This window comes from Pseudomonas sp. AC112 (assembly GCF_979253545.1).
The window spans coordinates 1,484,960-1,501,536 of sequence record NZ_CEEDCM010000001.1; the positions used below are offsets into that span (position 1 = coordinate 1,484,960).

Genomic DNA, 16,577 nt, shown 5'->3' on the forward strand with positions numbered 1-16,577 from the left:
ACGGAAACCTCCATGAGCCTCGAAGTTCCTGCCCACAGCAACCAAGCCGGTAAACCCGCCAGCCGCATTCGGCAAAAGAACGAACAAGCGATTCTCCAGGCTGCTGAAGATGAGTTCGCGCGCCATGGCTTCAAAGGCACCAGCATGAACACCATCGCTGCCAGTGCCGGACTGCCGAAGGCCAACTTGCATTACTACTTCACTAACAAGCTGGGGCTGTACATCGCGGTGCTCAGCAACATCCTCGAATTGTGGGACAGCACCTTCAACGCGCTGACCGCCGAGGATGACCCGGCCGTGGCCCTCACCCGCTACATCCGCACCAAGATGGAGTTTTCGCGACGCCACCCCCAGGCTTCGCGGATCTTCGCCATGGAGATCATCAGCGGCGGCGAATGCCTTACCGAATATTTCAGCCAGGACTACCGCGCCTGGTTCAGCGGCCGCGCGGCCGTGTTCCAGGCTTGGATCGACGCCGGCAAAATGGACCCCATAGACCCCGTGCACCTGATCTTCCTGTTGTGGGGCAGCACCCAGCACTACGCCGACTTTGCCACCCAGATTTGCCGCGTCACTGGTCGTACCAAGCTGACCAAGCAGGACATGGAAGACGCCGGCACCAACCTGATCCACATCATTCTCAAGGGCTGTGGCGTCAAGCCCGTCTATTAATCGAAGCGACTTATGCCTTTCACGCTCACCGGCCTTTGCGAGTTTCGCGAAGAAATACGCAAAAGCCGCTTTATCACCCTCGCCGCACCGATCACCAGCGCGCAAGACGCCCAGGCGTTTTTCGAGCAACACAGCGACCTGAACGCCACGCACAATTGCTGGGCCTGGAAATTGGCCGACCAATACCGCAGCAATGACGACGGCGAACCCGGCGGCACCGCCGGGCGGCCGATCCTCGCGGCCATCGAGGCACAGGGTTTTGATCAGGTCGCGGTGTTGGTGATTCGCTGGTACGGCGGCATCCAGTTGGGCACCGGCGGCCTCGCCCGCGCCTACGGTGGCGGCGCGAATAAATGCCTGCAAAATGCCGACCGCATCGAACTGATCAGCCGTGTCCCGTTGAGCTGCGCCTGTGGGTTCGCCGAGCTGAACCTGGTGAAATTGCGCGTTGCTGAACTGGGCGGGCTGGTGGTCGAAGAAACCTTCACCGCCAATGGCGTCGAGCTGCAACTCGCCTTGGGCGAAGCGCATATCGAAACCCTGCAAATTCAACTCGCCGACCTCAGCCGTGGGCGTATCCTGCTACAACATTGAACACCCTGAACCGCGACTCTTAAAGGAAGCTTTTCATGTCTACGCCAAAAACCGCATTGATCATCGGCGCCTCGCGCGGACTGGGCCTTGGCTTGGTCAAGCAACTGTTGCAGGACGGTTGGGACGTGACGGCCACCGTGCGCGATCCGAGCAGGGCCGATGCCCTGAAGGCCGTCGGCCCAGTAAAGATCGAAAAACTCGACATGGACGACCAGCAAGCTGTGATCGCCCTGAGCCAACGCCTGAAGGAACGGACCTTCGACCTGCTGTTCGTCAACGCCGGCGTCAAGGGTCCCGCCAATCAAGAGCCGGGCCACGCCACCTTGGCAGAAGTCGGCCAACTGTTCTTCACCAACGCCGTAGCGCCGATCAACCTCGCCCAGCGTTTTGTCGGGCAAATTCGTAAAGACAGCGGCGTATTGGCCTTCATGAGTTCGGTACTGGGCAGCGTGACCATCCCCGACGGCTCCGACCTGGCGCTGTACAAAGCCAGCAAGGCGGCGCTCAACTCCATGACCAACAGCTTTATTACCCAGCTGGGCGACCATAAGTTGACCGTGCTGTCGTTGCACCCAGGCTGGGTGAAGACCGACATGGGCGGTGAAAACGCACACATCGACGTCGACACCAGCGTGCGCGGCCTGGTGGACCAGGTGAACGCCTACACTGGCAAAGGCGGCCATCATTTCATCGATTACAAAGGCGACACCATCGCCTGGTAAAACCCTGAGGATCGTTATCGACCGATTGCCGTCGGTAACGATCCGCGCGTAGACTGCCCCCTCGCCTTTACCGGCGACCCTGGATCAGCAGACAGGGCAACACTGAGCTGGCAAACCTGAACCCATCATTCAGAGGAGCCGGCCAATGCCTGCGACCCGTATCTGGTTAAAAAACCCTCTCGCGATTTTCACCGCCAACGGCCTCGACGCCCGTGGCGGCCTGGTGCTGCAAGACGGTGTGATCACCGAATTGCTGGCCCTGGGACAAGAGCCCACACAACCCTGCACACAGGTATTCGATGCCCGTGAGCATGTGGTCCTGCCGGGCCTGATCAACACCCACCATCATTTCTATCAGACCCTGACCCGCGCCTGGGCGCCGGTGGTCAATCAGCCATTGTTTCCCTGGTTGAAAACCCTGTACCCGGTCTGGGCACGACTCACTCCGGAAAAGCTCGCTCTCGCCAGCAAAGTCGCATTGGCCGAATTGCTGCTCTCGGGCTGCACCACAGCCGCGGACCACCACTACTTGTTCCCCGACGGCCTGGAAAACGCCATCGACGTACAAGTGGAAAGCGTCCGCGAGTTGGGCATGCGCGCCATGCTCACCCGTGGTTCCATGAGTTTGGGTGAAGCCGACGGCGGCCTGCCACCGCAACAGACGGTGCAGCAGGGCCAAGTCATCCTTGAAGACAGTCAGCGTCTGATCCGCGAATACCACCAGCGTGGTGACGGCGCGCAAATCCAGATCGCACTGGCGCCCTGCTCACCGTTTTCCGTCACCCCGGAAATCATGGAAGCCAGTGCCGAACTGGCCAACCGCCTGGATGTACGCCTGCACACCCACCTGGCCGAAACCCTCGACGAAGAAGATTTCTGCCTGCAGCGCTTCGGCCTGCGCACCGTGGACTACCTCGACAGCGTCGGCTGGCTTGGCCCACGTACCTGGCTGGCTCATGGCATTCACTTCAACCCGGATGAAATTGCGCGCCTGGGCGCCGCCGGCACGGGTATCTGCCATTGCCCAAGCTCGAACATGCGCCTCGCGTCCGGCATCTGCCCGACGCTGGACCTGCTCGCGGCAGGCGCGCCTATCGGACTGGGTGTGGACGGTTCCGCGTCCAACGATGCGTCGAATATGATCCTTGAAGCGCGCCAGGCGTTGTACATCCAGCGCCTGCGTTACGGCGCGGAAAAGATCACCCCGGAAGGCGTGCTGGGCTGGGCAACCAAAGGATCGGCGCAGTTGCTGGGCCGTACGGATATCGGTGAATTGGCCGTCGGAAAACAGGCCGACCTGGCGCTGTTCAAGCTCGACGAGCTGCGCTTCTCCGGTAGCCATGATCCGATTTCGGCGCTGCTGTTGTGCGGCGCCGACCGTGCGGACCGGGTGATGATTGCAGGCAAATGGCGCGTGATCGACGGCCAGGTCGAAGGCCTGGACCTGAAAGGCCTGATCGCCGATCACACCCAAGCCGCGCGGCAGTTGATCGCTGGCTGATTACAACCCCAACAGCGACAGCATGATAAAGGTCGCAAACAGCACGAAATGGGTCATCCCTTCGATGGCGTTGGTTTCGCCATCGTTGAGGTTGATCGCGCTGACGATCAGTGTGATGAACACCATCACCGTCTGCACAGGCGTCATCGCCATCTGGAACGGCTGGCCGGTGTAGAGCGCCATGGCCTCCATCACCGGCACGGTCAGGATCACTGTCGACAGCGAAGCACCCAACGCAATGTTGACCACCGACTGCATGCGGTTGGCCAACGCGGCGCGCAATGCCGTCAGAATCTCCGGCGCTGCCGAAATGGCCGCGACCACAATCGCCGTAATCACCGGCGGCGCCCCCGTGCCTTCCAGACCAAGGTCCAACGTCTTGGACATCACCTCGGCCAGCGCGCCGATCACAATCACCCCAAACACCAACGTGCCGATGGAAAACGCCAGGTTGACCGGCGGCGCCTGTTCTTCTTCCGGCTGTTTCTTGCGACGTTTCTCCGGGTAGCTGTAGCTGAAGAAGTAACTGTGCGGCCCCACCTGCATGCGCAGGAACAGGGTGTACAACACCACCATCGCGCCGATGGTGAAGGCCGAGTAAATTTTCCAGTCGGCTTCGGGGATAAATTCCGGCACCACCATCGACACGCCCATGGCGGTGAGGATCATCACACTGTAGGTGCGCGCCGAATCGTCGTTATAGGACTGTTCACCATGCTTGATACCGCCCATCAACGCGGCCAGGCCGAGAATCCCGTTGATGTCGAGCATCACCGCCGAGTAGATGGTGTCGCGTACCAAGGTGGGCGACGGCTCATTGCTCATCATGATCGCCAGGATCACCACTTCCACCAGCACAGCGGCAAGCGTGAGGATCATGGTGCCGTAAGGGTCGCCGACTTTTTCCGCGAGTTGTTCGGCGTGATGGGCCACGCGCATCGACGCCGCCACGATGAAGCCAATCAGCACCACGCCCGCCAGCAGCGCCACCACTTGCCCGCTGTGGAGCATCCAGTGCTCCAATGGGTAGGCGGCAATGGCGGCAATCAGCGCCAGCAGCATGAATTTTTCTTGCTTGAGGGATGTGAGCATTCCGGGCCTTTTAGTACGGCAAATCAGTCATTGATGGGGTACAGACTGCGCCAAGCCGCTAACGTTTCGTTACACCTTAGTTCACGGGAACCTTGCATGAATAAAAGCAAAACTCTCCTGCTGGTCAGGTTTTGCCAATTATTTCAGCCATGGGCTGTAGAATGCCGCCATTGCACCTGATGAGAATTTAGAAAATGTACGATTGGCTCAACGCCCTGCCCAAGGCTGAACTGCACCTGCACCTGGAAGGCTCGCTGGAGCCTGAGCTGCTGTTCGCCCTGGCCGAGCGCAACAAGATTGCGCTGCCGTGGAACGACGTCGAAACCCTGCGCAAGGCCTACGCCTTCAACAACCTGCAAGAGTTCCTCGACCTGTATTACAAGGGCGCTGATGTGTTGCGCACGTCCCAGGATTTCTACGACCTGACCTGGGCCTACCTGCTGCGCTGCAAAGAGCAGAACGTGATCCACACCGAACCCTTCTTCGACCCGCAAACCCACACTGACCGTGGCATACCGTTCGAAGTGGTGCTTAACGGCATCGCCGCCGCGCTCAAAGATGGCGAGCAGCAACTGGGTATCACCAGCGGCTTGATCCTCAGCTTCCTGCGCCACTTGAGCGAAGCCGAAGCCGAGAAAACCCTCGACCAGGCGCTGCCGTTCCGTGATGCGTTCGTGGCCGTGGGCCTGGACAGTTCGGAAATGGGTCACCCGCCAAGCAAATTCCAGCGCGTGTTCGACCGTGCCCGCCACGAAGGCTTCCTCACCGTGGCCCACGCCGGCGAAGAAGGCCCGCCCGAGTACATCTGGGAAGCCATCGACCTGCTGAAGATCCAGCGTATCGACCATGGCGTACGCGCCATCGAAGACGAGCGCCTGATGCAACGCATCATCGACGAGCAAATCCCGCTGACCGTGTGCCCACTGTCCAACACCAAGCTGTGCGTGTTCGACGACATGGCCCAGCACAACATCCTCGACATGCTCGAGCGTGGCGTGAAGGTGACCGTGAATTCGGATGACCCGGCCTACTTCGGCGGTTATGTCACCGAAAACTTCCACGCGCTGTACACCTCGCTGGGCATGACCCAGGACCAGGCCAAACGCCTGGCGCAAAACAGCCTGGATGCGCGACTGGTCAAACCGTAATCCCGTAAGCGCCGGCTTACCGGCGATGCAGACACCTCGGGTTGTTCAGGATGACCGAGGTGATGCTATCGCCGGCCAGCCGGTTCCTACGCAGTCAGCTCCTCGCTGGCACGGCCAATCGGGTGATTTCCTGCCGTCCGATGGCATGGACCTGCAAGGCCTGGGACTCATTGATCACGCTGATCCAGTTCGACTGCAAGAACAACTGCAACAACCCCGCCCCCAACGCCCCGCCCAGATGCGGCTGCTGCTGGCTCCAGTCAAAGCAGTTGCACACCAGCGGCGACGCCAATGCCTGGGTGAAAATCCCCAAGCCTGCCAGGCACAGCGCACCTTTGACCGTGATATCGGTACGCTGCTCATGGCGCTCGATCCATCCCGCTTCCAGAAGATGTTGATACAACTGCGCCCCCAGCTCTCCACCCAGGTGGCCGTGGCACAACCGGGCCTGCCGTAACAACGCTGGCGCGACCAGGGCTGTTGGCAAATCATCCGGCGCGCTGCGCGCGGCGCACGCCATGGTGGTCCTGGCCAGGGCATCAATGGCTGCGCTGACATCCGGCGCCGCCACGCGAAACAAGCGCTTGCCACGCCTGGCCTCTATGCGCAGCAAACCACCGGCGGTCAGTCGCGCCAGGTGCGCGTTGGCAGAGGTTGCTGACAACCCGGCGAGTGTCGCCAACTCGACCGGCGACTTGGCCGAGCCATCCATCAACGCCCACAGCATTGCAGTGCGTTTGGGTTCAGCGAGTAAGCTGGCGATCTGACTGATGCACGGTGCTGCTTCCATCGTTTCATTCCCTGTTGAATTATTTTTCCATTGAGGTCAGCGCCAGAGTATAGGGGCGCAAACCGCCGGTTCCACGGCGTCTGACAGCCTGGATAGGGACAGGGAATGAGTGAAATTTCCTCTTGTGATGCAGGGCGTTACGTCGCGATCAATCGTTCCGGTAACTGAGCGGTCAACGTCGCACAGCGGGACACAAGCATTTCTCGCAACAAGTTGATGGGTTTGCTCAGCTGCGCACGGTGAGCACACAACAAATTGAGCGGCGTGCGCTCGCCACGCAGTTCCGGCAGGATCAAACGCAAGCGCCCCGCCAGCACGTCGGTACTCACATCGAGCCAGGACTTGTAGGCAATGCCCACACCCGCCACCGCCCAGCGACGGACCACATCGGCATCGTCACTGAAGCGGTCGCCGGTGACGGTCAGGCTGATTTCGCGCTTACCGTCGCGGAAGGTCCAATGGTCGTGGACCCGACTGCCGAGCATATAGAGCAGGCAATTGTGCTGGGCCAGTTGCTCCAGGTGCCGAGGCTCACCATAACGCGCGAGGTAGCTGGGGGAGGCGCACAGCACGCGAACGTTATCCGGCGCGACGGGCAGCGCGATAAGGCTGGAGTCCTCGGGTTCACCGTAGCGCAGGGCAATATCCACCGGCTGGCGGAACAGATCGGCAATCCGGTCGCCCAACAGCAGCCGTACAGTCAATTGCGGGTACTCCTGCTGGAACTCGTCCAACCAGGGCAGCAGCTGATTACGCCCGAAATCCGATGGAGCCGATAGCTGCAGCACGCCGCTGACATGGTCTTGGCCACTGGCCAACAAGCGTCGGCCTTCATCCAGTGAGCTCAAGGCAGCGCGAGCATATTCCAGGAAGCCTTCGCCTTCGGCGGTCAGGCGCAGGCTGCGAGTGGACCGCGCCAGCAAGCGTGTGCCCAATTGCTGCTCGATACGCTTGAGCGCCGCACTTGCGACAGCCGGTGACAGGTCCATGACCCGTGCAGCAGCGGACAGGCTACCGAGGTCCGCCGCACGTACAAATAACTGCAAATCATCAAAACGCAGCATGCATTCCTGCTCATTATCAATATTTTATTGAAACAGACTGCTGTTTTAGCCGCTTTTATCGGCGCGGGAAATAGCCAATCATCTGTGCATCCGTTCATCACGTGTCTGGAGTTGAATATGTCCACTGCCTTTAACGTCATTGCCACGCTGATCGCCAAACCCGGCCAACAGGCCACCCTAGAAACCCTGCTGCGCGGCCTGCTGGAACCCACGCGCCTGGAAGCCGGGTGCGAGCAGTACGACCTGCACCAGGACCTGCAACACCCCGAGACCTTCTACATGCTCGAACGCTGGAGCGACGACGCAGCACTGGCCGACCACGACCAAAGCGCGCACATCCAGAGCTTTCGCGCCAAGGCCGCCGATGTGATCGAACACTTCGAACTCAAGCGCCTGAAATTTCTCGCCTGATCACCCGCCATTTCCCGGAGCCATCATGAAAGCCATTGCCTACTACGCGTCACTGCCGATCAACGATCCCAACGCCCTGCAAGACATCGAGTTGCCAGCGCCCGTCGCCGGTCCGCGCGACCTGCTGGTGGAAGTCAAAGCCATCTCGGTCAACCCGGTGGACACCAAGGTGCGCCAGAACGTCGCCCCGGAAAACGGTGCCGCCAAAGTGCTGGGCTGGGACGTGGCCGGCGTGGTCAAGGCGGTCGGCAGCGAAGTGACGTTGTTCAAGGCCGGTGACAAGGTGTTCTACGCCGGCTCACTGGTGCGCCCGGGCGGCAACAGCGAACTGCACACCGTGGATGAGCGCATCGTCGGCCACATGCCCAAGAGCCTGGGCTTTGCCGATGCCGCCGCGCTGCCGCTGACCGCCATTACCGCCTGGGAACTGCTGTTCGAACGCCTGCACGTGCGTGAAGGCAAGCAGGACGAAGGCCAGAGCCTGCTGATCGTCGGTGCTGCCGGCGGCGTGGGGTCGATCCTGACCCAACTGGCCAGCCAACTCACGGCCCTTAAAGTGATCGGTACAGCCTCTCGCCCGGAAACGCAGGAATGGGCCAAGGCCCTCGGTGCCGACCTGGTGATCGATCACAGCCAACCGCTGAGCGAAGCACTGAAAGCCGCCGGTCACCCGCAAGTGACCCACGTCGCCAGCCTGACCCAGACCGATCATCACCTGGACCAACTGGTCGAAGCCCTGCAACCCCAGGGCAAGCTGGCACTGATCGACGACCCCAAGGCGCTGGACGTCAGCAAACTCAAGCGCAAGAGCCTGTCGCTGCACTGGGAGTTCATGTACACACGCTCGATGTTCGAGACGCCGGACATGATCGAGCAGCACAACCTGCTCAACCGCGTGGCCGAACTGATCGACGCCGGCACCCTGAAAACCACGGTGGGCGAGCACTTCGGTGTGATCAATGCCGCGAACCTGCGACGCGCCCATGCCCTGCTGGAAAGCGGCAAGGCCAAGGGCAAGATCGTGCTGGAAGGGTTCTGAAAAAACGGCTGTCAGTGTCGTCCATTATTCATGTAGGTAATGGACGACACCGCTAGTCCGAGAGTTGACCTTTGTCATATTTGTGAGCGTATTCGGGTTTATATTGGCCGCCTTTGCCACGATTCTTTTACGTGAGGAAGTCAGCAATGAAGATCCTGATAAAAGCGTTAGCAAAATCCGCAGGCAATAAATGGCAGGTTCGTCTCGACCAGGACGCGTTCACCTTCCGCACCGAGGCCGAGGCCCGTGCCTTTGCCGACACCCTGCAAGCCCGTATCCAAGCGCCCCACCGTTTTCCGAACAGCCAGCAACGCTCCGCCGCTGGCTGAACCGCCCTTCAGACCTGCGCCTGCAAGGCCCGTTTGCGTTGCAGGCGCTGGGTCGACATCGCAATCGTCACCGCCAATACCCCGCACAAGCTGATGACCATGGCCATCGGCATCGCCGTGCCGTCGTGCAGGATCCCCACCAGCGACGCCGCTCCCGCCGCCACGCCAAACTGAATGCAGCCCAGCAACGCCGACGCGCTACCCGCCCGTGCTCCCTGCCCGCTCATGGCGCACGCCGAGGTATTGGGCAAAATGCAGCCCAGGCTGGCGATGCAGATAAACAGCGGCACCAGCAATGGCCACAGCGCATCGGTGCGCAAGGCTGCAATGCCGAGCAACGTCAGCGCCGCCAACAGGTAGACCCACACACTGCGCGACAGCAGAAACGCGGGGCCACGCTTGGACAGCAGCCGCGCATTCACTTGGGCCACGAGGATAAAGCCCGCAGCGTTGGAACCGAACAGCCAGCCGTAATGCTCGGCAGGCACGCCGTAGAGTTGGATAAAGACGAAAGGTGAACCGGCGATGTAGGCAAACATCCCGGCGATTGAGATACCGCCGGTCAAGGCGTAGCCCAAGTAGACGCGGTCCGACAACAATGCCGCGTAGCGACGCAGCGACCCGGACAACGGCTGACGTGGCTGATGCGCCGGGAAGGTTTCCGGCAACCCGACTGCCACGGCGATGGCGGCCATTACGCTGAAGATCGAGAGCGCGAGGAAGATCGACTGCCAGCCCCACAGCCCGACCATCAACCCGCCTGCCAGCGGCGCGAGGATCGGCGCCAGGCCGGTGACCAGCATCAGTTGGGAAAACACTTTGGCCGAGCCCACCGCATCACATTTGTCGCTGACCACCGCACGGGAAATCACCATGCCCGCGCAGCCACCCAGGGCCTGCACAAAGCGCGCAGCGATCAGCCACTCCAGCGAAGGCGCAAAGGCACACGCAAAGGACGCCAAGGTGAACAGCGTGACACCACTGAGCAGCGGGCCGCGTCGTCCGAAGCGGTCAGCCAGTGGGCCGTAGATCAATTGGCCGATGGCCAGGCCACCGAAGTACACCGCCAGGGTCAACTGGATGTGTTTTTCATCGGTCGCGAAGGCCTTGGCCATGGCCGGAAAGCCCGGCAGGTAAAAATCGATCGCCAACGGCGCAAAGGCGCTCAAGGCACCCAGAATCAGGATTATGCGGAGGTTCATCGGGCACCCAAGTAAGACGGCAGCCCGATAGTCTAGCCGCGCTTGGGTGCATTGAACACGATAGCTCGCTAACTATTTGTTCGCGTCAGGCGAGCTTGGCGCTGTAGCCCTCTTCGGTGATCGCCTCGATCACTTGCTCGGCAGACAGGCGGCTTTCGACGCCCACTTCCTTTGCCGCCAGGTCGACCTTCACACTGGCTGCCGGGTCCTTGCCCTGTACTGCCTGGGTCACCGCTCGAACGCAATGGCCGCAGGTCATTCCTTCAACGCTGAATACTTGCATGACATGACTCCTTTGATGAGGTTGGACCCAGTCTCAAGCTTGCCACGATGGCAAGGTCAAGTTACGGGAATATCTGCCGGGCTGGTAATCGTTGGCATCGTCGGCCAAGCTTCACCTATCTTCGATTCACACCACGGAGCATTCGCCATGCGCTGGTCGTTTTTTGCCCTTCTCGGCCTGATGAGCTTGTCTGCCGCTGCGCCGCAGGCTGTCGCCACCGAAGACTATGCGGTGCTGATCATTTCCCGGGAACGCCTGGAAGTGCCCACCAACTGCGAAATCGGCCTGTACCTGAATGACCAACTGGCGGGCCGGCTGTTCCAGGAACAAGCCACGTCGTTCAACCTGCCGGCGGGCAATCTGTCCTTGCGCCTGAAGCTGCTGCCGGGTCAATCCTCAGGCTGCCTGCCAGGGATGCTGGCACCGCCCGCGCAAAACATCACGCTCAAGGCCGGTGACGTGCGCAAATTGCGCATTGCCCAGGGCCCGGACGGCATGTACCTCAAACCCGCCGCCCTCGAATATTAAACCGGCACCCAGTAGGAGTCGGCTTGCCGGCGATGGCGTCCTTGAAATCCACGCAAGCCTCAAGGGCCCGATCGCCGGCCAGCTGGCTCCTGCAGAAAATAGGTGCTTGACCTTCCCAACAGGTCAAGGTTGATCCTACGGGCAACTTCTCCTGGAGGACTGCCCCATGAATGGATCCACCACCTTTGACCTGCCCATCGGCGGCATGACCTGCGCCAGCTGTGCCGGCAGGGTCGAGCGCGCGCTGAGCAAGGTGCCGGGGGTGCAACGTGTCAGCGTCAACCTGGCCAACGAGCGCGCCCATGTTGAAGTGCTGGGCCAGATGGACCCCGGCGTGCTGATCGCCGCAGTCGACAAAGCCGGCTACACCGCCACCCTGCCACAAAGCGAAACCGCCACCGACGCTAATCAAGCCCAGCGCCTGCAGCGCGAGCGTTGGGCGCTGCTGCTGGCGATCCTGCTGGCATTGCCGCTGGTGCTGCCGATGTTGGTGGAACCCTTAGGCCTGCACTGGATGCTGCCCGCCTGGGCACAGTTCGCCCTGGCCACGCCGGTGCAATTCATCTTCGGCGCGCGCTTCTATATCGCGGCCTGGAAAGCCGTGCGTGCCGGTGCCGGCAATATGGACCTGCTGGTGGCCATCGGCACCAGCGCCGGTTACGGCCTGAGTATTTACGAATGGCTCACCGCTCACCCCGGCATGGCACCGCACCTGTACTTCGAAGCCTCGGCGGTGGTGATCGCCCTGGTGCTGCTGGGCAAATACCTGGAGAGCCGCGCCAAGCGCCAGACTGCCAGCGCCATTCGCGCCCTGGAAGCCTTGCGTCCCGAGCGGGCGATTCGGGTCATTGAAGGGCGCGAAGAAGACGTCGCCATCAATGCGTTGAAGCTCGGTGACCTGGTAATGGTCAAGCCTGGCGAGCGCTTCCCGGTCGACGGTGAAGTGGTTGAGGGTCAAAGCCATGCCGACGAAGCCTTGATCAGCGGCGAAAGCCTGCCGGTCCCGAAACAGCCTGGCGATACCGTCACTGGCGGCGCCATCAACGGCGAAGGCCGCCTGCTGGTGCGCACCCTGGCCCTTGGCGCCGAAAGCGTATTGGCGCGGATCATCCGTTTGGTCGAAGACGCCCAGGCCGCCAAGGCACCGATCCAGAAGCTGGTGGATAAAGTCAGCCAAGTCTTCGTCCCGGCCGTGCTGGTGCTGGCGTTGGTCACCCTGGTGGGTTGGTGGCTGTACGGCGCGCCGCTGGAAACCGCGATTATCAATGCCGTGGCCGTGCTGGTAATCGCCTGCCCGTGCGCCCTGGGCCTGGCCACGCCGACTGCGATCATGGCCGGCACGGGTGTCGCCGCGCGCCACGGCATCCTGATCAAGGACGCCGAAGCCCTGGAACGCGCCCATGAGGTGAGCGCCGTGGTCTTCGACAAGACCGGCACCCTCACCTCCGGCACGCCGAAAATTGCCCACCTGGCGGCAGTGGATGGTAACGAATCGCTGCTGTTGCAACACGCTGGAGCACTGCAACGCGGCAGCGAACACCCGCTGGCCAAGGCCGTGCTGGATGCGTGCAACGAAAAAGGGCTGCCCGTGGCCGACGTGACGGCCAGCCAATCCCTGACCGGACGCGGCATCGCCGGCACGCTGGAGGGTCGTCAGTTGGCCTTGGGCAATCGTCGCCTGCTGGAAGAAAGCGGCTTGAGCGCGGGCGACCTCGCCGATTCGGCCAACGCCTGGGAAGCCGAAGGCCGCACCTTGTCATGGCTGATCGAGCAAGGTGCGCAACCGCGTGTGCTGGGGCTGTTCGCCTTTGGCGACACGCTCAAGCCCGGCGCGTTGGAGGCCGTGGAACAACTCAAGGCCCAGCACATCACCAGCCATTTGCTCACCGGCGATAATCGCGGCAGCGCCCGTGTGGTTGCGCACGCCCTGGGCATCGACGATGTGCACGCCGAAGTGCTGCCCGCTGATAAAGCGGCCACCGTCGCCGAGTTGAAAAAAACCGGGGTGGTGGCGATGGTCGGCGACGGCATCAACGACGCCCCGGCCCTGGCCGCCGCCGATATCGGCATCGCCATGGGCGGTGGCACCGACGTGGCCATGCACGCGGCCGGCATCACCCTGATGCGCGGCGACCCGCGCCTGGTGCCCGCGGCCCTGGAGATCAGTCGCAAGACCTACGCAAAAATTCGCCAGAACCTGTTCTGGGCCTTTGTGTATAACCTGATTGGCATTCCCCTGGCTGCCTTTGGCCTGCTCAATCCCGTGCTGGCGGGCGCGGCGATGGCGTTGTCCAGTGTCAGCGTGGTGAGCAATGCCTTACTGTTGAAGACGTGGAAGCCTAAAGACCTGGAGGATCAACGCCCATGAATATCGGCCAAGCCGCACGCCAGAGCGGGCTCAGCGCCAAGATGATTCGCTACTACGAATCCATCGGCCTGCTCAAAGCCGCCCACCGCACCGACAGTGGCTATCGCGTGTACGGCAGTGACGACTTGCACACGCTGGCGTTTATCAAACGCTCGCGGGACCTGGGGTTTTCATTGGAAGAGGTCGGCAAGCTGCTGACCCTGTGGCAGGACCGGCAACGGGCCAGTGCCGATGTCAAGGCGTTGGCACGCCAGCATATCGATGAGCTGAACCAGAAGATTCTGGAACTGGGGCAACTGCGCGATACGCTGCAGGACCTGGTGGAGCATTGCCAGGGCGATCATCGGCCGGATTGTCCGATTCTCAAGGAGTTGGCGTCGGGTAGTTGTTGCTGACAATCCCTTGTAGGAGCCGGCTTGCCGGCGATAGCGGCCTCAACCCTTGCACTGGATTCAAGGGCCTCATCGCCGGCAAGCCGGCTCCTACAGGGGCGGTGTTGTCAGCGGGTCATTGCATCCACGGCGGTGGCGGTGGCTCGTCGGGCACCTTGCTCGGTGGCGCATCGTCCGCCGCCCGAATCGCCTGGCGACGCTCTTCATCCAGCCGCGCGGCTTCGATCTCGCGGATCACACCACCGACATCCGCCAACTCTTCCGGCTCGTCGAACTCGCCAGTCAAGATGCTCGCCGGGTGCAAGGTGCCGGCTTCGTACAAGGCCCACATTTCCTTGGCGTACTTGGTCTTCTTCAACTCCGGGGCAAAGCGCCCGAAATAGGAAGCCATGTTGCCCACATCCCGCTCCAGCATGCTGAACGCATGGTTGTTGCCCGCCGCGTCGACGGCCTGGGGCAGGTCGATAATCACCGGGCCCGTTGGCGTGAGCAGTACGTTGAACTCGGACAAGTCACCGTGCACCAGGCCGGTACACAGCATCAGCACGATCTGGGAAATCAGGAAAGCGTGGTATTCACGCGCCTGGTCCGGCTCCAGCACTACGTCGTTCAGACGCGGCGCCGCATCGCCGTACTCGTCGGCCACCAGCTCCATCAGCAGCACGCCTTCGAGGAAGTCGAACGGCTGGGGCACGCGAACGCCCGCACCGGCCAGGCGGAACAAGGCCGCCACTTCGGCATTCTGCCAGGCATCTTCGGTTTCTTTCTTGCCGAACTTGGAGCCCTTGGCCATGGCCCGGGCTTGCCGGCTGTTACGGACCTTACGGCCTTCCTGGTATTCGGACGCTTGACGAAAACTTCGTTTGTTCGCCTCCTTGTAAACCTTGGCGCAACGCAATTCGTTGCCGCAGCGCACCACATAAACAGCTGCTTCTTTACCACTCATGAGTGGGCGCAGCACTTCGTCGACCAGACCGTCTTCGATCAGGGGTTCAATGCGTTTAGGAGTCTTCATCAGCTTTTATTGTGGGTCCTTTATTACCAAATACGCGTATGGCACTCGTTATACGGCAATCAGCTCGCCGGTGGGAGAGGCTACCGACCGTTGATCACTTAAGAATGCATCCAATATGCCAGTTTCAACGTTCAATGATCGCGGTTACCCCTTGTCCACCTGCCGCACAGATCGAAATCAGGCCACGGCCCTTGCCCGCCGCATCCAGCAATTTGGCCAGGTTGGCGACGATACGCCCACCCGTGGCAGCGAACGGGTGCCCGGCCGCCAGTGAACTGCCCTTCACATTCAGGCGGCTGCGGTCGATGGCGCCCAACGGTGCCTCCAGCCCGAGGCGCGTCTTGCAGTAGTGCGCATCTTCCCAGGCCTTGAGCGTGCACAAAACCTGGGCAGCGAACGCCTCATGGATCTCGTAGTAATCGAAGTCCTGCAGCGTCAGACCATTCCTCGCCAGCAAGCGCGGTACCGCGTACACCGGCGCCATCAGCAGGCCTTCGGCGCCGTTGACGAAGTCCACCGCCGCCGCTTCACCATCGCGTAAATACGCAAGGATCGGCAAGCCACGTTCCTGGGCCCAGGCTTCGCTGCCGAGCAGCACCAGCGACGCACCATCCGTGAGCGGCGTGGAGTTGCCGGCGGTGAGCGTGCCTTTTTCGCTGCGCTCGAAGGCGGGCTTGAGCGCGGCGAGCTTTTCCAGGGTCAGGTCCGGGCGCAGGTTGTTGTCGCGGGTCAGGCCCAGGAACGGCGTGAGCAAATCGTTGTGCCAGCCTTCAGCGTAGGCAGCGGCCATTTTCTGGTGGCTTTCCAGGGCCAACTGGTCCTGCTCGGAACGCGGAATCTGCCAGGTCTGCGCCATCAGTTCACAGTGCTGGCCCATGGACAAACCCGTACGGGGTTCGCCGTTGCGCGGCAATTCAGGCTTGAGGTGATGGGGACGAAGTTGTAACAGGACTTTTAATTTGTCCGCCACGGACTTGCTGCGATTGGCTTGCAACAGAATCTTGCGCAAGCCTTCATTCACGCCGATAGGGGCGTCGGAGGTGGTGTCCACCCCCCCGGCAATCCCGCATTCGATCTGCCCCAGGGCGATCTTGTTGGCCACCAGCAGTGCCGCTTCCAAGCCAGTGCCGCAAGCCTGCTGAATGTCGTAGGCGGGGGTTTGCGGCGACAGGCGCGAGCCCAGCACGCATTCGCGGGTGAGGTTGAAGTCGCGCGAATGCTTGAGCACTGCACCGGCAGCCACTTCGCCCATGCGCAGGCCGTGCAGGTTGTAGCGTTCGATCAGGCCCTCCAGGGCGGCGGTCAGCATCGCCTGGTTGCTCGCCGTGGCATAGGGGCCATTGGAGCGGGCGAAAGGAATGCGGTTACCGCCAATGATCGCTACACGGCGCAATTGAGTCATGGAAAGCTCCCTGATGGTTGTGGGT

The 16,577-nt window shown here is 61.5% G+C and carries 18 protein-coding genes; 11 read left to right on the forward strand and 7 right to left on the reverse strand.

The window, feature by feature from the left end; all coding sequences use genetic code 11:
* The first annotated feature begins 12 nt into the window (after positions 1-12).
* From AC0IYN_RS07110 to AC0IYN_RS07125, 4 genes are all read left to right on the forward strand, one after another.
* Positions 13-672 (forward strand): TetR/AcrR family transcriptional regulator, encoded by a 660-nt coding sequence (locus tag AC0IYN_RS07110; protein WP_457239575.1) that lies wholly within the window; start codon positions 13-15, stop codon positions 670-672.
* A 12-nt stretch (positions 673-684) separates the two neighbouring features.
* Entirely contained in the window at positions 685-1,266 is a 582-nt protein-coding gene (locus AC0IYN_RS07115) for an IMPACT family protein (protein WP_471840911.1), read from the forward strand.
* A gap of 35 nt (positions 1,267-1,301) precedes the next feature.
* Positions 1,302-1,988, forward strand: coding sequence for an SDR family oxidoreductase (locus AC0IYN_RS07120; RefSeq protein ID WP_078046721.1), 687 nt, complete (start codon positions 1,302-1,304; stop codon positions 1,986-1,988).
* A gap of 145 nt (positions 1,989-2,133) precedes the next feature.
* On the forward strand, positions 2,134-3,489 hold the full coding sequence (locus AC0IYN_RS07125; RefSeq protein WP_368983923.1) for an 8-oxoguanine deaminase: 1,356 nt from the start codon (positions 2,134-2,136) through the stop codon (positions 3,487-3,489).
* Here the strand turns inward: AC0IYN_RS07125 and AC0IYN_RS07130 are convergent, their stop codons facing one another.
* Positions 3,490-4,581 carry a calcium:cation antiporter gene (locus AC0IYN_RS07130; protein ID WP_406599360.1) on the reverse strand — a complete coding sequence of 364 codons (1,092 nt, stop codon included), beginning with the start codon at positions 4,579-4,581 and terminating at the stop codon, positions 3,490-3,492.
* Positions 4,582-4,775: 194 nt separating this feature from the next.
* Between AC0IYN_RS07130 and AC0IYN_RS07135 the strand changes: the two genes are divergently transcribed.
* Entirely contained in the window at positions 4,776-5,729 is a 954-nt protein-coding gene (locus AC0IYN_RS07135) for an adenosine deaminase (protein ID WP_012722045.1), read from the forward strand.
* Between the two features lie 94 nt (positions 5,730-5,823).
* Here AC0IYN_RS07135 and AC0IYN_RS07140 read toward each other — a convergent pair whose 3' ends face one another.
* A complete protein-coding gene (locus AC0IYN_RS07140; RefSeq protein WP_406599361.1) occupies positions 5,824-6,519 on the reverse strand; it encodes an ArsR/SmtB family transcription factor in 696 nt (231 codons plus the stop codon).
* 137 nt (positions 6,520-6,656) lie between these two features.
* On the reverse strand, positions 6,657-7,583 hold the full coding sequence (locus tag AC0IYN_RS07145; RefSeq protein WP_406599362.1) for a LysR family transcriptional regulator: 927 nt from the start codon (positions 7,581-7,583) through the stop codon (positions 6,657-6,659).
* A 117-nt stretch (positions 7,584-7,700) separates the two neighbouring features.
* Here AC0IYN_RS07145 and AC0IYN_RS07150 point away from each other — a divergent pair, with 117 nt between their 5' ends.
* The 3 genes from AC0IYN_RS07150 (at position 7,701) to AC0IYN_RS07160 (ending at position 9,362) form a co-directional block, all read left to right on the forward strand.
* Positions 7,701-7,994 carry a putative quinol monooxygenase gene (locus AC0IYN_RS07150; RefSeq protein WP_025857591.1) on the forward strand — a complete coding sequence of 98 codons (294 nt, stop codon included), beginning with the start codon at positions 7,701-7,703 and terminating at the stop codon, positions 7,992-7,994.
* 25 nt (positions 7,995-8,019) lie between these two features.
* A complete protein-coding gene (locus tag AC0IYN_RS07155) occupies positions 8,020-9,033 on the forward strand; it encodes a zinc-binding alcohol dehydrogenase family protein (RefSeq protein ID WP_406599363.1) in 1,014 nt (337 codons plus the stop codon).
* 146 nt (positions 9,034-9,179) lie between these two features.
* Positions 9,180-9,362: a hypothetical protein gene (locus AC0IYN_RS07160; protein WP_010213424.1), complete on the forward strand. Its 183-nt coding sequence runs from the start codon at positions 9,180-9,182 to the stop codon at positions 9,360-9,362.
* Positions 9,363-9,370: 8 nt separating this feature from the next.
* On the opposite strand, the gene AC0IYN_RS07165 is transcribed toward AC0IYN_RS07160, so the two are convergent.
* Together AC0IYN_RS07165 and AC0IYN_RS07170 are read right to left on the reverse strand one after the other, a co-directional pair.
* Entirely contained in the window at positions 9,371-10,564 is a 1,194-nt protein-coding gene (locus tag AC0IYN_RS07165; protein ID WP_099493350.1) for a Bcr/CflA family multidrug efflux MFS transporter, read from the reverse strand.
* A gap of 85 nt (positions 10,565-10,649) precedes the next feature.
* Positions 10,650-10,847 (reverse strand): heavy-metal-associated domain-containing protein, encoded by a 198-nt coding sequence (locus AC0IYN_RS07170; RefSeq protein ID WP_406599365.1) that lies wholly within the window; start codon positions 10,845-10,847, stop codon positions 10,650-10,652.
* A gap of 147 nt (positions 10,848-10,994) precedes the next feature.
* Between AC0IYN_RS07170 and AC0IYN_RS07175 the strand changes: the two genes are divergently transcribed.
* From AC0IYN_RS07175 to cueR, 3 genes are all read left to right on the forward strand, one after another.
* Positions 10,995-11,375: a hypothetical protein gene (locus AC0IYN_RS07175; RefSeq protein WP_406599366.1), complete on the forward strand. Its 381-nt coding sequence runs from the start codon at positions 10,995-10,997 to the stop codon at positions 11,373-11,375.
* A 166-nt stretch (positions 11,376-11,541) separates the two neighbouring features.
* On the forward strand, positions 11,542-13,743 hold the full coding sequence (locus tag AC0IYN_RS07180) for a heavy metal translocating P-type ATPase (protein ID WP_471840915.1): 2,202 nt from the start codon (positions 11,542-11,544) through the stop codon (positions 13,741-13,743).
* Positions 13,740-14,138 carry a Cu(I)-responsive transcriptional regulator gene (gene cueR, locus AC0IYN_RS07185; RefSeq protein ID WP_406599368.1) on the forward strand — a complete coding sequence of 133 codons (399 nt, stop codon included), beginning with the start codon at positions 13,740-13,742 and terminating at the stop codon, positions 14,136-14,138. Before AC0IYN_RS07180 ends, cueR begins: the two co-directional genes overlap by 4 nt.
* Before the next feature lie 112 nt (positions 14,139-14,250).
* On the opposite strand, the gene AC0IYN_RS07190 is transcribed toward cueR, so the two are convergent.
* The gene (locus tag AC0IYN_RS07190) at positions 14,251-15,150 is read right to left on the reverse strand and encodes a PA4780 family RIO1-like protein kinase (protein WP_406599369.1); all 900 of its coding nucleotides are present in this window, start codon (positions 15,148-15,150) and stop codon (positions 14,251-14,253) included.
* A gap of 124 nt (positions 15,151-15,274) precedes the next feature.
* Positions 15,275-16,552: an acetyl-CoA C-acetyltransferase gene (locus tag AC0IYN_RS07195; protein ID WP_471840917.1), complete on the reverse strand. Its 1,278-nt coding sequence runs from the start codon at positions 16,550-16,552 to the stop codon at positions 15,275-15,277.
* Positions 16,553-16,577: the final 25 nt, after the last annotated feature.

Bases quoted from the DNA above. Each gene is read 5' to 3' on its own strand.
- AC0IYN_RS07110 (WP_457239575.1), top strand. From the start codon at position 13: ATGAGCCTCGAAGTTCCTGCCCACAGCAACCAAGCCGGTAAACCCGCC.
- AC0IYN_RS07115 (WP_471840911.1), top strand. From the start codon at position 685: ATGCCTTTCACGCTCACCGGCCTTTGCGAGTTTCGCGAAGAAATACGC.
- AC0IYN_RS07120 (WP_078046721.1), top strand. From the start codon at position 1,302: ATGTCTACGCCAAAAACCGCATTGATCATCGGCGCCTCGCGCGGACTG.
- AC0IYN_RS07125 (WP_368983923.1), top strand. From the start codon at position 2,134: ATGCCTGCGACCCGTATCTGGTTAAAAAACCCTCTCGCGATTTTCACC.
- AC0IYN_RS07130 (WP_406599360.1), bottom strand. From the start codon at position 4,581: ATGCTCACATCCCTCAAGCAAGAAAAATTCATGCTGCTGGCGCTGATT.
- AC0IYN_RS07135 (WP_012722045.1), top strand. From the start codon at position 4,776: ATGTACGATTGGCTCAACGCCCTGCCCAAGGCTGAACTGCACCTGCAC.
- AC0IYN_RS07140 (WP_406599361.1), bottom strand. From the start codon at position 6,519: ATGGAAGCAGCACCGTGCATCAGTCAGATCGCCAGCTTACTCGCTGAA.
- AC0IYN_RS07145 (WP_406599362.1), bottom strand. From the start codon at position 7,583: ATGCTGCGTTTTGATGATTTGCAGTTATTTGTACGTGCGGCGGACCTC.
- AC0IYN_RS07150 (WP_025857591.1), top strand. From the start codon at position 7,701: ATGTCCACTGCCTTTAACGTCATTGCCACGCTGATCGCCAAACCCGGC.
- AC0IYN_RS07155 (WP_406599363.1), top strand. From the start codon at position 8,020: ATGAAAGCCATTGCCTACTACGCGTCACTGCCGATCAACGATCCCAAC.
- AC0IYN_RS07160 (WP_010213424.1), top strand. From the start codon at position 9,180: ATGAAGATCCTGATAAAAGCGTTAGCAAAATCCGCAGGCAATAAATGG.
- AC0IYN_RS07165 (WP_099493350.1), bottom strand. From the start codon at position 10,564: ATGAACCTCCGCATAATCCTGATTCTGGGTGCCTTGAGCGCCTTTGCG.
- AC0IYN_RS07170 (WP_406599365.1), bottom strand. From the start codon at position 10,847: ATGCAAGTATTCAGCGTTGAAGGAATGACCTGCGGCCATTGCGTTCGA.
- AC0IYN_RS07175 (WP_406599366.1), top strand. From the start codon at position 10,995: ATGCGCTGGTCGTTTTTTGCCCTTCTCGGCCTGATGAGCTTGTCTGCC.
- AC0IYN_RS07180 (WP_471840915.1), top strand. From the start codon at position 11,542: ATGAATGGATCCACCACCTTTGACCTGCCCATCGGCGGCATGACCTGC.
- cueR (WP_406599368.1), top strand. From the start codon at position 13,740: ATGAATATCGGCCAAGCCGCACGCCAGAGCGGGCTCAGCGCCAAGATG.
- AC0IYN_RS07190 (WP_406599369.1), bottom strand. From the start codon at position 15,150: ATGAAGACTCCTAAACGCATTGAACCCCTGATCGAAGACGGTCTGGTC.
- AC0IYN_RS07195 (WP_471840917.1), bottom strand. From the start codon at position 16,552: ATGACTCAATTGCGCCGTGTAGCGATCATTGGCGGTAACCGCATTCCT.